Source organism: Phenylobacterium sp. FG114 (genome assembly GCF_057809855.1).
Window position 1 is genome coordinate 330,819 of sequence record NZ_JBMDKU010000005.1, and the last position, 13,605, is coordinate 344,423.

The 13,605-nt window shown below is 71.1% G+C and carries 15 protein-coding genes; 14 read left to right on the forward strand and 1 reads right to left on the reverse strand.

The features are described 5' to 3' along the window. The first annotated feature begins 145 nt into the window (after positions 1–145). The 14 genes from ACODSY_RS11100 (at position 146) to ACODSY_RS11165 (ending at position 11,677) form a co-directional block, all read left to right on the forward strand. Positions 146–2,125 carry a hybrid sensor histidine kinase/response regulator gene (locus ACODSY_RS11100; RefSeq protein ID WP_488951807.1) on the forward strand — a complete coding sequence of 660 codons (1,980 nt, stop codon included), beginning with the start codon at positions 146–148 and terminating at the stop codon, positions 2,123–2,125. Positions 2,126–2,282: 157 nt separating this feature from the next. Beyond that, entirely contained in the window at positions 2,283–3,368 is a 1,086-nt protein-coding gene (gene nadA / locus ACODSY_RS11105) for a quinolinate synthase NadA (RefSeq protein ID WP_488951808.1), read from the forward strand. A 1-nt stretch (position 3,369) separates the two neighbouring features. Next, positions 3,370–4,881 (forward strand): L-aspartate oxidase, encoded by a 1,512-nt coding sequence (locus tag ACODSY_RS11110; protein ID WP_488951809.1) that lies wholly within the window; start codon positions 3,370–3,372, stop codon positions 4,879–4,881. Between the two features lie 18 nt (positions 4,882–4,899). After that, positions 4,900–5,754 (forward strand): carboxylating nicotinate-nucleotide diphosphorylase, encoded by an 855-nt coding sequence (nadC, locus tag ACODSY_RS11115; protein ID WP_488951810.1) that lies wholly within the window; start codon positions 4,900–4,902, stop codon positions 5,752–5,754. A gap of 94 nt (positions 5,755–5,848) precedes the next feature. Next, positions 5,849–6,289 (forward strand): curli assembly protein CsgF, encoded by a 441-nt coding sequence (locus tag ACODSY_RS11120; RefSeq protein WP_488951811.1) that lies wholly within the window; start codon positions 5,849–5,851, stop codon positions 6,287–6,289. 1 nt (position 6,290) lies between these two features. Continuing rightward, positions 6,291–7,070, forward strand: coding sequence for a CsgG/HfaB family protein (locus tag ACODSY_RS11125; RefSeq protein ID WP_488951812.1), 780 nt, complete (start codon positions 6,291–6,293; stop codon positions 7,068–7,070). A 25-nt stretch (positions 7,071–7,095) separates the two neighbouring features. Beyond that, a complete protein-coding gene (locus ACODSY_RS11130) occupies positions 7,096–8,166 on the forward strand; it encodes a hypothetical protein (protein WP_488951813.1) in 1,071 nt (356 codons plus the stop codon). Next, positions 8,166–8,570, forward strand: coding sequence for a hypothetical protein (locus ACODSY_RS11135; RefSeq protein ID WP_488951814.1), 405 nt, complete (start codon positions 8,166–8,168; stop codon positions 8,568–8,570). The genes ACODSY_RS11130 and ACODSY_RS11135 overlap by 1 nt, the downstream gene beginning before the upstream one ends. 55 nt (positions 8,571–8,625) lie before the next feature. Further along, positions 8,626–8,838: a hypothetical protein gene (locus ACODSY_RS11140; protein WP_488951815.1), complete on the forward strand. Its 213-nt coding sequence runs from the start codon at positions 8,626–8,628 to the stop codon at positions 8,836–8,838. 298 nt (positions 8,839–9,136) lie between these two features. After that, positions 9,137–9,532, forward strand: a complete 396-nt coding sequence (locus ACODSY_RS11145; protein WP_488951816.1) for an ArsR/SmtB family transcription factor — start codon at positions 9,137–9,139, stop codon at positions 9,530–9,532. Further along, positions 9,529–10,065, forward strand: a complete 537-nt coding sequence (locus ACODSY_RS11150; RefSeq protein ID WP_488951817.1) for an SRPBCC family protein — start codon at positions 9,529–9,531, stop codon at positions 10,063–10,065. Before ACODSY_RS11145 ends, ACODSY_RS11150 begins: the two co-directional genes overlap by 4 nt. A 47-nt stretch (positions 10,066–10,112) precedes the next feature. Next, positions 10,113–10,862 carry a DUF899 domain-containing protein gene (locus ACODSY_RS11155; RefSeq protein ID WP_488951818.1) on the forward strand — a complete coding sequence of 250 codons (750 nt, stop codon included), beginning with the start codon at positions 10,113–10,115 and terminating at the stop codon, positions 10,860–10,862. Then, complete coding sequence (locus ACODSY_RS11160) at positions 10,859–11,083, forward strand: hypothetical protein (RefSeq protein WP_488951819.1); 225 nt, start codon at positions 10,859–10,861, stop codon at positions 11,081–11,083. Before ACODSY_RS11155 ends, ACODSY_RS11160 begins: the two co-directional genes overlap by 4 nt. Before the next feature lie 48 nt (positions 11,084–11,131). After that, positions 11,132–11,677, forward strand: a complete 546-nt coding sequence (locus ACODSY_RS11165; protein WP_488951820.1) for a Rid family hydrolase — start codon at positions 11,132–11,134, stop codon at positions 11,675–11,677. Between the two features lie 51 nt (positions 11,678–11,728). Here ACODSY_RS11165 and ACODSY_RS11170 read toward each other — a convergent pair whose 3' ends face one another. After that, positions 11,729–13,576 (reverse strand): methyl-accepting chemotaxis protein, encoded by a 1,848-nt coding sequence (locus tag ACODSY_RS11170; RefSeq protein WP_488951821.1) that lies wholly within the window; start codon positions 13,574–13,576, stop codon positions 11,729–11,731. Between the last annotated feature and the right edge of the window lie 29 nt (positions 13,577–13,605).

The window sequence follows — 13,605 nt, forward strand, 5'->3', positions numbered from 1 at the left end:
TTTGGACTCGGAGAAGGCAAAAATCGTGCAAGCGCGTCGCGCTCGGCCTGTTGCGAGCCGGCGTCATCAGGACAGTTGCAACGCCCATTGCCGCATCCCATGCTGGTCGAGGGCCCAACTCGGGTCGGGGTTGGATGCCAGGTTCATGATGCCGGCGCTCTCGCCGCTTCGGCTGATTCCGCGACGCTCGCCGCCATTCCTCACGGCGCTGGCGATCAGCGTCGCATCGCTGGGTGCGTCGGTGCTGGCGCGCGGCTTGGTGCTGGGCTGGACCAACGCCAACGGGCTTTCGGTCAGCACCCTGCCCGCCCTGATCGTCGCGACGCTTTACGCAGGGCCGCGCTGGGGCTGGGCCACCCTGGCCGCCGCCCTGGCGATCGGGCTCGGCGCGCCGATCGTCACCGCCGTGGGCGTTTCCGGCGCCGCCGTGGCGGGGCTGTTCACCTTGTCCGCCGCCCTGACCATCGTCGTCTCGTCCAGTCTGCGCGAAGCGCTCCTGCGGCTCGACGAGGCCAACGCCGCCCACGCCGACGCACAGAAGGCGCTGGAGGCCACCGAGCACCGCTTCCGCGCGCTTGCCGACAGTGCGCCGATCCTGATGTGGGTCACCCGCACTGACGGCAAGCGGGAGTTCGCCAACAAGACCTACGTCGACTATCTGGGCGAGGGCTACCAGACCGCCCTCGACTTCGACTGGCGCAAGGTGCTGCATCCGGACGACATCGCGCGCATCTTCCAGGAACAGGTGGCCGGCGAGGCGTCGCGCAAGCTCTTCACGCTCGAGGCGCGCTTCCGCCGCCATGACGGACAGTACCGCTGGGTGCGCAGCGTCTCCCAGCCGCGCTGGGCGCCGGACGGCGCCTTCGACGGCTTCATCGGCGTGGGCTACGACTTCACGGAAGCCAAGCGCGCCGAGGAAGACCTGAAACGCATCAACGACCTGCTGGCCGAGCGGGTCCAGGCCGCGCTGGCCGAGCGCGACGAGGCCGAGGCCGCCCTGCAGCGCGCCCAGAAGCTCGAGGCGGTGGGCCAGCTCACCGGCGGTGTGGCGCACGACTTCAACAACCTGCTGACCGTGGTGATCGGCGCGCTCGACCTTATGCAGCGCCACCCGAACGACGAGGCGCGGCGCGAGCGCATGATCGAGGCCGCCCTCGGCGCCGCGCGCCGCGGCGAGCGTCTGACCCAGCAGCTCCTGGCCTTCTCGCGGCGCCAGGCGCTGAAGCCCGAGCCCGTGCAGGTGGACGCGCTACTGAAGGACAGCGAACCCCTGCTGCGCCGCGCCGTGGGCGAGGCGGTGACTCTGGTGGTCGCTCCGTCCGCGCCGGACGCCACGGTCAATCTCGATCCCAGCCAGTTCGAGGCGGCGATCATGAACCTGGTCGTCAACGCCCGCGACGCCACGCCCGCCGGCGGCATGATCCGCATCGAGACCCTCCCGGTCACCCTGGCCGCGAAGCAGATCGAGGGGTTAGAGGCCGGCGACTACCTTTGCGTCGGCGTCCATGACACCGGCGCGGGGATGGACGAGGAGACCATCGCGCGCGCCTTCGAGCCGTTCTTCACCACCAAGGCGCCCGGGCGCGGCACCGGCCTGGGCCTTAGCCAGGTCTATGGCTTCACCCGCCAGAGCGGCGGCGCCGCCACCGTGGACAGCAAGCCCGGCAAGGGGGCCAGCGTCTGCCTCTACCTGCCGCGCATCGCCCCCGATCCCGCCGCCGCCGCCGCCGTCGCGCCCAGCGCGCGCGCCGCCTCGAGCCCCGCCCTGCGCGTGCTGCTCGTGGAAGACGACACCCAGGTGGCCGAACTGGTCGAGGCCATGCTGAGCGATCTCGGCCACGCGGTGCGGCGGGCGGAGCACGCCGAGGCGGCCCTGGAGATCCTCCACGCGGGCGGGCCCTTCGACCTGATGCTGACCGACCTCATCATGCCGGGCGACAAGTCTGGCGTGGACCTGGCCCGCGAAGCCGTGGCGTTGCGCCCGGGCCTGCCGGTCATCCTCTCGTCCGGCTATACCGGTGAGGTGCTCTCGGCCGCCGAGGACACGCCGTGGCCGCTGCTGCGCAAGCCCTATGGTTCCGACCAACTCGCCCAGACCATCGCGAGCGTCGCCCCGCCAAAGTGATCGTCACGAATCGTAAAAGGGCCTTGCGCGCCGCTGCGTCAGGCCTATATGGTCGGTTATGCTCCAAGTGAGCAAAAGGGAGCTGGCGTCGGACTCGGTTAGTTCGGCGCATTTTATAGGCCCGAGAAATGCTCACTTTGAGCATAAGGAGGAATCCATGGCCGCCGACGGGTTCCAGTTCGCGTTCACCCCGGCTGTGGAAGCCGCCACCGCCCCTGCATGGGAGAAGGTGAAGCGTCACGTCACGCCCATGGAATGGCGCCTCCAGGCTCCGCTCATCGCCGAGATCAACCGGCTGAAGCGCGAGAAGAACGCCGTCATCCTGGCCCACAACTACATGACGCCCGAGATCTTCCACGGCGTTGGCGACTACGTGGGCGACAGCCTGGGCCTGGCCAAGGAGGCCGCGCGCTCGGACGCCGCGGTGATCGTGCAGGCCGGCGTCCACTTCATGGCCGAGACGTCCAAGATCCTGTCGCCCGAAAAGCGGGTGCTGATCCCAGACCTGCGCGCCGGCTGCAGCCTCGCGTCCTCGATCACCGGCGCCGACGTCCGCCTGATCAAGCAGCGCTATCCCGGCCTGCCGGTGGTCACCTATGTGAACACCACCGCGGACGTGAAGGCCGAGACCGACATCTGCTGCACCAGCGCCAACGCCGTGCAGGTGGTCGAACAAGCCGCCGCCCAGTGGGGCGTCGACAGCGTCATTCTGATCCCCGACGAATTCCTGGCCCGGAACGTCGCGCGCCAGACCGATATCAAGATCATCGCCTGGAAGGGCCGCTGCGAGGTGCACGAGCGCTTCACCGCGTCAGACATCCTGGAGCTTAAGGACGCCTATCCCGACGCCGAGATCCTGGCGCACCCCGAGTGCCCGGCCGAGGTGCTCGAGGTCTCGGATTTCGCCGGCTCGACCGCCGCGATGAACGACTACGTCATCCAGCGGAAGCCCAAGCGGGTGGTGCTGATCACCGAGTGCTCGATGGCCGACAACGTCGCCGCCGACGCGCCGTTCACCGAGTTCGTGCGGCCCTGCAACCTGTGCCCGCACATGAAGATGATCACGCTGGAGAACATCTACGAGGCGCTGCTGAACGACCGCTACGAGGTGACCGTCGATCCGGCGATCGCCGACCGCGCCCGGCTGGCCGTCCAGCGGATGATCGACCTGCCACCGCCCGCCCAGCCGGCCCGCTACGACCTGGTCAAGGCGCGCCACCACGTCGACGTGGAGCTGATCTGAGATGCCTGAACGCCTCCGTCACGACGGGGTGCTGGTGGTCGGCGCGGGGCTTGCGGGCCTCACCGCCGCCATGGCCGCCGCGCCCGCCAGGGTTCTGCTGCTCACCGAAGCGCCCCTGAACCGCGGATGCTCGTCGGCCTGGGCCCAGGGCGGGGTCGCCGCGGCCCTGTCGGACGACGACGCGCCGGCCCTGCACGCCGAGGACACGGTGATCGCCGGCGCCGGCCTGGTGGTCCCCGAGGTCGCGCGGCTGCTGGCCGAGGAAGGCCCCGCTGCGGTTCGCCGCCTCGCCGCCCTCGGCGCGCCGTTCGACCGCAAGCCCGACGGCGCCTTCGCCCAGAGCCTGGAGGCCGCCCACTCCCGCGCCCGCGTGGCCCGGGTGAAGGGCGACCAGGCCGGCCGCGCGATCATGGAAGCGGTCACGGTGGCGGCCCTCGCCGCGCCTCACATCCAGGTCAAGGTCGGCGCCAAGCTGGTCGGCCTGCTGCAGGACGCCACCGGCCGCGTGCGCGGCGTGCTGGCCCGCGACGGCGCAGAGGTCATCGAGATCACCGCCCACGCCGTGATCCTGGCCACCGGCGGCATCGGCGGCCTGTACGCCGTCACCACCACGCCCGCCGAGCTGAAGGGCGAAGGCCTGGGGCTGGCTGCGCTGGCCGGGGCCACCATCGCCGACCCCGAGTTCGTGCAGTTCCACCCCACGGCCATCGACATCGGCCGCGATCCGGCGCCGCTGGCCACGGAGGCCCTGCGCGGCGAGGGCGCCAAGCTGGTGGACGCCGCCGGCCAGCCGTTCATGGCCCTCTACCACCCGGACGCCGAGCTGGCGCCGCGCGACGTGGTGGCCCGCGCCATCCACGCCGAGCGCACGGCGCGCCGCGGCGCCTTCCTCGACGCCCGTGAGGCGGTCGGCGCCCACTTCCCCGACGAGTTCCCGGCGGTGTTCGCCGCCTGCATGGGCGGCGGCGTCGATCCGCGCGTCCAGCCGATCCCGGTCGCGCCAGCCTGCCACTACCACATGGGCGGGATCGCCACCGACACGGACGGCCGCACCAGCCTGCCCGGCCTCTACGCCGCCGGCGAATGCGCCTCGACCGGCGTCCACGGCGCAAACCGCCTGGCCTCGAACTCGCTGCTGGAGGCCGCGGTCTTCGGCGAACGCGCCGGCCGCGCCGCCCGCGACGAGCGCGCGCCCGCCCTGCCGCTGCTCCGCGCGACGCCGGCGCCCGAACTGCCGGACCGGGCGCTGCAGGCGCTGCGGGTCGCCATGAGCCGCGACGCCGGCGTCATCCGCGACGCCGCCGGCCTCGAACGGCTGCTCGGCGAGATCGTGGCCCTGCAGGGCCGTCACGGGTGCGCGGCCGCCCTGGTCGCCGCCCGTCTGGTCGCCCAGGCCGCCCTGGATCGCCGCGAGAGCCGCGGCGGCCACTTCCGCTCCGACTTCCCCGACACCCTGGCGGCCGAACGCACGTTCGTCACCGCCGCCGACCGCGCGCCCTGCCGCGCGGCCTGAGGATCCAGCAGCGCCCTGATGACGATCGAGCCCCTCCCCGACCTGCTGCTCCAGCCCGTGGTGCGCGGCGCGCTCGCCGAGGACCTGGGCCGCGCCGGCGACATCACCGCCCAGGCCTGCGTGCCGGCCGACGTGAAGCTCACCGCCGACTTCGCCGCCCGGCGCGGCGGCGTCGTGGCGGGCTTGTCGGTCATCCGCCTGGCCTTGGCCGAACTCGACCCCCATGTCCGCGTGGACGAGCTCAGTGCCGACGGCCAGGCCGTGCCCGCCGGGACGACGCTCGCCCGCGTCAGCGGCTCGGCCCGCGCCATCCTCACCGCCGAGCGTACGGCGCTGAACCTGCTGGGCCGCATGTGCGGCATCGCCACCCTGACCCAGGACTTCGTCGACGCCGTCGCCGGCACGGGCACGAAGATCACCGACACCCGCAAGACCACGCCCGGCCTGCGGGCCCTGGAGAAATACGCCGTGCGCTGCGGCGGCGGGATCAACCACCGCTTCGGCCTGGATGACGCGATCCTGATCAAGGACAACCACGTGGCCGCCTGCGGCTCGGTCGGCGAGGCCATCCGTCGCGCCAAGGCCTTCGCCGGCCACCTGGTGAAGGTGGAGGTCGAGGTCGACAGCCTGCTGCAGCTCCAGGAGGCGCTCGGCAACGACCCCGACGTCATCATGCTGGACAACTTCACCCTGCAGGACATGCGCGAGGCGGTGAAGCTGGTGGACCGCCGCGTCACCCTGGAAGCCTCGGGCGGGATCACCCTCGACACCGTCCGCGCCTTCGCCGAGACCGGCGTGGACGTCATCAGCGTCGGCGCCCTGACCCACTCCGCCAAGGTGCTAGACATCGGTCTGGACGCCGTCGAAGCCTGAGCCTCCGCTCGGGGTTTCGCCCGAGTGACCGTCCGTCGCACCGCGCCTTAACTCTGTTCGCGGCCGGGGAGCCGTCAGCGGACGGGGCGTCCACATGAAGAGCAGCTACGCGCCGCGCCTTCTGGCGTGGTCGACCGCGATGGCCGCGATGGCGGCGGCCGGGCCCGCGGGCGCGACCGATCTGCACTACGTGCTGATGTCGCCGAACTTCGGCGGAACCAACCCCATCGCCTTCCAGATGGCCCAATACAACAAGGCGCTGCAGGCGTCGCGCGCGGCCGCAGAGGCGGCGGCGGCCCGCACGGCGACGCCTCCGGACCCTAACCAGGTGTTCGTCAACGCCATCATCTCGCAGCTCAACGGCATCGTCGCCCAGACCATCGCCCAGCGCATCGCCAACGCCGGCGCCGGCCAGGCCGGCACGATCCAGTCGGGCGCGGTGACCATCACCTACATGAACTCGGACGGCCAGCTGACGGTGACCATCACGACGCCCAGCGGCTCCACCACCCTGACCATACCCGCCGGAGCCTGACGTGGGCCTTCGCATCCCGCTGGCCCTCGCGACAGCCCTCGTGCTCGGCGCCTGCCAGCACCTGACTCCGACGCCGAAGCCTCCGCGGGTGGCGGGCCGCGCCGAGATCGAGCTGCCGCCGCCCCCCGCGCGGCCGCTCACGGTGGGCATCTACAGCTGCGTCGACACCTCGGGCCAGCGCCGCCCCACCCAGCTGCCGCAGGAGCTCAGCACCGCCGCGCCGATGGACTGCACGCCCTATGTGATCCGGGCCGTCCGCGACCTGCGTCCCGGCTACGTCCTGCTGGTCGAGCGCCAGCACGTGGACGAGCTCCTGCGCGAGCGGCAGCTGGCGACCCTGGCGCTCAGCATGAACGGCGCGGTTCTCGACGTGAACGGCCAGGCCCCGCAGGCGCCCCGCCGCCTCTCCACCCTGCGCGTCGCCGAGATCCTGCTGGTCGGCCAGGTGGTCGCCTATGACCGCTCGATCCGTGAGGCCAGCGGCGGCGTGGCGGTGGGCGGGGGCGGCGCCAGCGGGGCCTATGTCACCGACCTGGTCACCTTCAGCCTGCGCGCGGTGGCTGTGCAGAGCGGCGAGATCCTGGGCGAGACCACCGTCACCAAGCAGATCACCTCGCTGCGCATCGGCGGCCATCTCGCCCGCATCTTCGACACCACCTCCCTCGACGCCGAACTGGGCGGGGCGGTGAACGAGCCCGTCGGCCTGGCCATCGCCGGCGCGGCCCGCACGGCCCTCATCCAGCTCATCCGAGACGGGGTCGCCAGCGGGTGGTGGACCTGAAACGCGCAACAAGGAGCAGACGACCATGATCCGACATCCTCTCCGCCGCATCCTCGCCGGCACGGCGCTCGCCGCCCTGGCCGCGACGCCTTCACTGGCGGCCAACGTCCTGCGCATCGACATCAGCGGCACGGGCACGGTGCGCACCCTGACCATCACCCAGGACGCCACTCACGCCAGCAACGTCCTGACCGCCAACGGCCAGGCGGGCGGCGCCCAGCTGCCCGTTCGCGGGGCCTGGAACGAGTTCATCGTCAATCAGCAGGGGGCCGGCAACATCGTGCAGGGCGCCGTCACCTCCACCGGCGGCTCGACCACCGCCTCGCTCAACCTTGCCTATGGCGCGGCTGCAGATGGCGGGGCCAACCAGCACACCCTCTCGATCGGCCAGACCACGGCCCCCGCCAACCCGGACATCGACGTCAGCATCCTGAACACCGAGCCGGCCGAGGTGGGCGCCGAGAACGTCGTCGTCGACACCCTGGACGGCGCCAGCCTCGACTACGACCTGACGATCAACGGCTCGACCACCCACGTCACCAACACCATCGCCGCCACCGGCGCCGTCGCGGTGAACCTGAACCTCACGGGCGGCACCCTGGCGGGCGGCGGCAACACGGTCACCAACACCATCAGCGCGGCCACCTCGGCCAGCGTCACGGTGGCGGTCGACTCCGACGACAACACCGTGACCAACACCTCCAACGGCGCCGGCGCCAAGACCTTCAGCGTCAACCTGGTCGGCGCGGCCGACGGCAACACCGTGGTCAACGACTTCACCGGCGGGTCGGGCGCCCAGTCGTCAACGCTGACCCTCACCGGGGCCACGTCGCGCGTGAACTTCGACCTCGCCTCCAGCTCGGCCGGCTCGTCCTCGGCGATCACGCTGTCCAACTTCGTCGGCGCGGGCGGCGCGGCGGGCAACGTCACGGTCGACCAGACCGGCGCCGGCGTGACCCTCGGGATGACGGTGAACGGCGGCGCCTTCACGGTCGGCGCGGGCGGCGTCCAGGTGACCCAGGCGAGCGCGGGCGCGGTCACCGATCTCGTCTACAACGCAGCCGCAAACGGCTACGCCATCACGATCTCGCAATAGTGCGCGCGCCCGTCTGGCCGGCCCTGGCGCTCGCGTGCTGGGCCGGCCCGGCCCGGGCGGTAACCCTGGCCGTCTGCCGCACGCTGGACGTCGGCGGGGCGCCGTCCGCCCCGCTCACCGTGCCGGCCGCGTCTCTGTTCCGCGACACCGGCCGCGCCGACGATCCGCTGGCCGCCTTCACCGCCGACCGCTGGCAGCTTCGGCTCGAGACCGTGGCGCCCGCGGTCATCCCCCCGCTGCAGACCTGCGTCGCCGTGCAGGCGCGGGTCACCAGCGATTCCGCCGTGAAGGCCGTCGGCCGCGCCGACAACCGCACCTTCGCCTACGCCGGGTCCAGCGATCTCCTGGCGTCGGACGCGCCTTCCGAGGCTCTGCTGAGCCTGACCGCCTTCGTGATCGACTGACCGGCAACCAAGCGTCTGCACAACGGTTCTCCTCACCCAGCGAAAGGAGGATCCAATGACCTCTAAGGCCCCGCCCATCCCGCCGGATCAGCGATCCGCTCCGGGTGCAAAACCCCACATCGAGGGCTCCGATATCGGACGCCGAGACCGCGTGACGGGCGCCCAGTCCGAGCAGCCCGGCGACGACGACGTGAACCTGAAGGCTCAAGGCCGCCAGGGCAACATCAACCAGAACACCCACAACCAGGGCTACCAGCAGGACCGCTGACGTGTCGCGAAAGGAAGAGAGCACCGGGCGCTGAGGCGGCCCCGACGAGCCGACCAACACCCATAGCGCCGTCTCCGGCGGCGGCGGCGACCGCCACCACGCCCACGACGCCGAGGGCAAGAAGGACACCGAACAGAACAGCCCCGATCGCGCCGAGAGCCACAAGGTCAGGCTGGAATCGCGGCGACGAGACCGTGACATCAGTCTCGTCGACCGCGTGACGGCGGGGCGGCTCGCTACGAACAAACTCTCAACCATTCGGTTGACAATCATTTGGCGCGCACTCATTCTCAACCACATGGTTGAATTACATGGCGCTCCCACCGCCCGCCTCGACGCCGTGTTCCACGCGCTCGGCGACGCCACCCGCCGGGGCATGCTCGCCGACCTGGCCACGGGCCAGCGCAGCGTGGGCGAGCTCGCCGCGCCCTTCGACATGTCGCTGGCGGCGGCGTCCAAGCACATCAAGGCGCTGGAGAAGGCCGGCCTCGTCCGCCGCACCGTGCAGGGCCGCACCCACATCTGCCGGCTCGAGGCCCGCGCCCTGGAAGACGCCCACGAATGGATCGGGCGCTACGAGCGCTTCTGGACCCAGAGCTTCGACGTCCTCGAGAGCCTGCTGCGCGCCGAGGACGCGGCGCGGGCCGCCAGCCCCGACACCCCGCAGGATTCCCCCCGAGGAGACGACCAATGACGCCCACCGTCATGCCCAGCGCGTATGGCGAACTGATCGAGCCCCGCACCGTGCGGATCGAGCGCATGCTTCCCGGCCCCGTGGAGCGCGTCTGGCGCTACCTCACCGACAGCGACCTGCGGGCCCAGTGGCTGGCCGCGGGCGAGATGGAAACCCGGCCCGGCGCGCCGGTGACGCTCACCTGGCGCAACGACGACCTTTCCGGCGGCGCTCAGGACCGGCCGGAGGGCCGGGAGGAAGAGCACAGCATGGAATGCCAGGTGATCCGCGCCGAGCCGCCGCGCCTGCTGGTGCTGAGCTGGGGCGCGTCCGCAAGCGAAGTCACCTTCGAACTCGAGCCGATGGGCTCCGAGGTGAAGTTCACCCTCACCCACCGCAAGCTGCCCAACCGCGACCAACTGCTCGGGGTCTCGGCGGGCTGGCACGCCCACGTCGACCTCATGGTCGCCTGCCTACGCGGCGAGGCCCCGCCGCCGTTCTGGAGCAACTGGAAACGGCTGCGCGGCGAGTACGACGCCCGCATCCCCTCCTGACGTCCCCTTCCCCGACCTTGCCTCCCGCGACAAGAAGGACCTCCCCCATGCAGACGCCCCCCGTTGTTTCTCCCGAGGCGTGGGAAACCGCCCGCCGCCAGCTCCTCGACAAGGAAAAGGCCACGACCCGCGCCCGTGACGCCCTGGCGGCCGAGCGCCGCCGGATGCCCTGGATGGCGGTGGAAAAGCGCTACGCTTTCGAAACGCCGGCTGGCACGAAGAGCCTGGTCGAGCTCTTCGAAGGTCGCCGCCAGCTCATCGTCTATCGCGCCTTCTTCGAACCCGGCGTGTTCGGCTGGCCGGAGCACGGTTGCCGCGGCTGTTCGATGGTGGCCGACCAAGTGGCCCACCCCGCCCACCTGAACGCCCGCGACACGACCCTCGTCTTCGCCTCCCGAGCGCCCCAGGCCGACATCGCGCGGCTGAAGGCGCGGATGGGCTGGGCGGATATCCCCTGGGTCACTGTCACCGACGACTTCGACAAGGACTTCGGCGTCGACGAATGGCACGGGACCAACGTGTTCTACCGCGACGGAGGCCGGGTGTTCCGGACCTACTTCGTCAACAACCGCGGCGACGAGCAGATGGGGGGAACCTGGAACTACCTCGACATCACGCCGCTCGGCCGCCAGGAGGCCTGGGAAAATTCCCCGCCCGGCTATCCCCAGACCCCGACCTACAAGTGGTGGAACTGGCACGACAATTACGAGGCCGAGAAGACAGTGGACAAGACCTGGGCACAGGTCTCCGACGCCGGAGAGGCGGCGTTCCGCGCCGAGGCGGAGGCGAACAGGTGAGCCGCGCCGCCCGCTGGCTGTCGCTGGCGGCGGCGCCGACCTTCGCGGTCATGGCGCTGGTGACTGGCCTGCAGGAGGCCAGGACCGGCGCCGTCCTCTGCGGGGTTCTGCCGAACGCCTCTCCGCTGGGCGGCATGGCGCCCATGTATCTGCTGATGGCCGGCTTCCACCTGGCGCCGTGGCTACGTCTGTCGTCGGAGCGGCGGCGTTCGTCGCAATAACCAAGAGGCATTGGCCCGGACGGCCGCCAGGCGTTCTATGTCCGGGCCATGCTCAAGCCAGTCCTCATCCTCGCCGCCGCCCTCCTCGGGGCCGCCTCCGCCGCCAGCGCGCAACCTGCCCCCAAGCCGTCAGAGGCGGGCTACCCGAGGCTGATCCCGGCTCCGGGCGGCGAGGTGGTCGTTCCCAGCGCCGGCGCCCAGCGCGCCTATGACGAGGTCAAGTACGCGCCCGCCCGCCGGGCCGGCGACTTCCTCTACATCTCCGGCGTCATCGCGGGTCCGCGCGGCGCGACCGAGCGCGACGGCCCGGCCTTCACCGAGCAGGCCCGCCGCGCCTTCCGCGTGATCCAGGCGACCCTCGCGGCCGAGCGGCTGACCTTCGCCGACGTGGTGATGATCAACACCTTCCACGTCTGGGACGGCCCCGGGTTCAGGGGAACGCGCGACGAGCAGTTCGCCGCCTTCGCCAAGGCCAAGGACGAGTTCATGTCGGCCCCGCATCCCGCCTGGACGGCCGTCGGGACCACGGGGCTGCTTGCCGACGATGGGGTCGTCGAGATCCAGATGATCGCCTACGCGCCCCGCAAGAAGTGAAGCGGTGGTGACAGGCGCCTTCCCCCGTCCGGCGGAGGAAGCCGGGCCTCGCTAGCTCGCCTTCCGGAGCGGGACGGCCGCCGGCTCGATGGCCCGCTCGCCGGCGCCGGGGTGCACCTTGAAAGCGCTGATCAGTTCGCTGAGGTCGCGCGCCTGCCGCGACAGCGTGTGGCTGGCGGCCGTGCTTTCCTCGACCATCGCGGCGTTCTGCTGGGTGGTGGAGTCCATCTGGTTGATGGCGGTGTTGACCTGCCCCAGTGCGCCCGACTGTTCGCGCGCGGAGGCGGCGATCTCGGTCACCAGAACGGCGATCTGGTTGAACTGTCCGAAGATCTGCTGCAGCGCCTCGCCCGTCCGGCCGACCAGCTCCACACCCGACTCCACGTGATCGGTGGAGACGTTGATCAGGCTCTTGATCTCCTTGGCGGCCTCGGCCGACCGCTGGGCCAGCGCCCGCACTTCGGAGGCCACCACCGCAAAGCCCTTGCCCGCGTCGCCGGCGCGAGCCGCTTCGACCCCGGCGTTCAGCGCCAGCAGATTGGTCTGGAAGGCGATCTCGTCGATCACCCCGATGATCTGGCCGATCTGGCTGGACGAGGTCGAGATCTCGTCCATGGCGGCCACCGCGCGGCCAACCACGTCGGTGCTGGCCTCGGCGCTGGCGCGGGCCTCGGTCACGACCCCGTCGCACTCCTGGGCGCCTTGGGCGGTCTTGCGGACCGTCGCCGTAATCTCGTCCAGGGCCGCGGCGGTCTCCTCCAGCGTCGCGGCCTGCTGTTCGGTGCGGCGCGCCAGGTTGTCGGCCGCCTGGCTGATCTCGGCCGCGCCGGCGCTCATCGAGCGCGAGTTGCCCTGGATCTTGCCCAGGGTGCGCTCCAGGTGCGAGACGGCACCGTTGAAGTCGTTGCGAAGCTGCTCGTAGGAGCCATTGAAGGCGGTGTCGATCCGATAGGTCAGGTCGCCGGCGGACAGGCGCGACAGGCCCTGGGCGAGGGCGTCCACGACCTGGGTCTGCTCGGCCGCCGAGCGGGCGCGCTCGGCCTCGGTGGACGCCCGCTGGCGGGTCGCCTCGTCGCGCGAGACCTCGGCCTCGCCTTCCAGGCGGATGCGCGCCAGGGCGCCGTCCTTGAAGCTCAGCACGGCCTTGGCCATATCGCCCACTTCGTCCTTACGGTCGGCGGCGGGGACCACGACTTCGTTGTCGCCGGCGGCGAGCTTGCGCATGACCTGGGTCATCGCGCGCACCGGCGTGGCGATGGACCGCGCCAGGATCACTCCGGCGCCGAGCGCCAGGGCCGCCAGCAGCAGGACGCCGCCGATCAGGCCGAGGGTGACGCGCTGCAGCGCCGAGGCTTGCGCCGCCGACTCCGCCTTCTGGGTTTCCACCGCCGCGTCGTTGATCTCGGACAGCGCATCCTCGACGGGCCCGATCGCCTTGTCGGCGACGCCGTCGTTACGCACAAGACCGATGCCTTGCTCGCGAGTCGCCGGGTCGGAGCCCAGCTGGATGCCGAGGTTCAGGGCCGCCTTCTCATAGTTGGCGAACGCGGCTTCGGCCTTGGCGACACGACCCAGCTCGGTCGCATCGTCGCCGGCCAGCTCGCGGAGCTGCTTGATGGCGCCGAAGAACTTGACCTTGTGCACCTCGTTGATGCGCTTGACGTAGTAGGTGTCGCCCGAGAGCAGGAAGCCGCGCAGCGAATTCTCCTGCCGCGCCAGCCGGAACGAGGCGTCCTGCGCCGCTGACAATACCTGCCGTGCGCGCTCGGTGCGTTCGACCGAGGCGGCCAGGGCGGCGTTGTTGAGATAGAGCGCGAGGCCGCCGGCGCCGATCGTCGCGAGCATCCCCGAGAACACCAGAACGAGCTTGCCGGAGATCGAGAGGTTGCTGAATTTCACGGGTGGATCCTGCAGGTCGAAACGGGGGG

Bases quoted from the DNA above. Each gene is read 5' to 3' on its own strand.
- nadA (WP_488951808.1), top strand. From the start codon at position 2,283: ATGGCCGCCGACGGGTTCCAGTTCGCGTTCACCCCGGCTGTGGAAGCC.
- ACODSY_RS11130 (WP_488951813.1), top strand. From the start codon at position 7,096: ATGATCCGACATCCTCTCCGCCGCATCCTCGCCGGCACGGCGCTCGCC.
- ACODSY_RS11120 (WP_488951811.1), top strand. From the start codon at position 5,849: ATGAAGAGCAGCTACGCGCCGCGCCTTCTGGCGTGGTCGACCGCGATG.
- ACODSY_RS11110 (WP_488951809.1), top strand. From the start codon at position 3,370: ATGCCTGAACGCCTCCGTCACGACGGGGTGCTGGTGGTCGGCGCGGGG.
- ACODSY_RS11150 (WP_488951817.1), top strand. From the start codon at position 9,529: ATGACGCCCACCGTCATGCCCAGCGCGTATGGCGAACTGATCGAGCCC.
- ACODSY_RS11155 (WP_488951818.1), top strand. From the start codon at position 10,113: ATGCAGACGCCCCCCGTTGTTTCTCCCGAGGCGTGGGAAACCGCCCGC.
- nadC (WP_488951810.1), top strand. From the start codon at position 4,900: ATGACGATCGAGCCCCTCCCCGACCTGCTGCTCCAGCCCGTGGTGCGC.
- ACODSY_RS11165 (WP_488951820.1), top strand. From the start codon at position 11,132: ATGCTCAAGCCAGTCCTCATCCTCGCCGCCGCCCTCCTCGGGGCCGCC.
- ACODSY_RS11100 (WP_488951807.1), top strand. From the start codon at position 146: ATGATGCCGGCGCTCTCGCCGCTTCGGCTGATTCCGCGACGCTCGCCG.
- ACODSY_RS11145 (WP_488951816.1), top strand. From the start codon at position 9,137: ATGGTTGAATTACATGGCGCTCCCACCGCCCGCCTCGACGCCGTGTTC.
- ACODSY_RS11140 (WP_488951815.1), top strand. From the start codon at position 8,626: ATGACCTCTAAGGCCCCGCCCATCCCGCCGGATCAGCGATCCGCTCCG.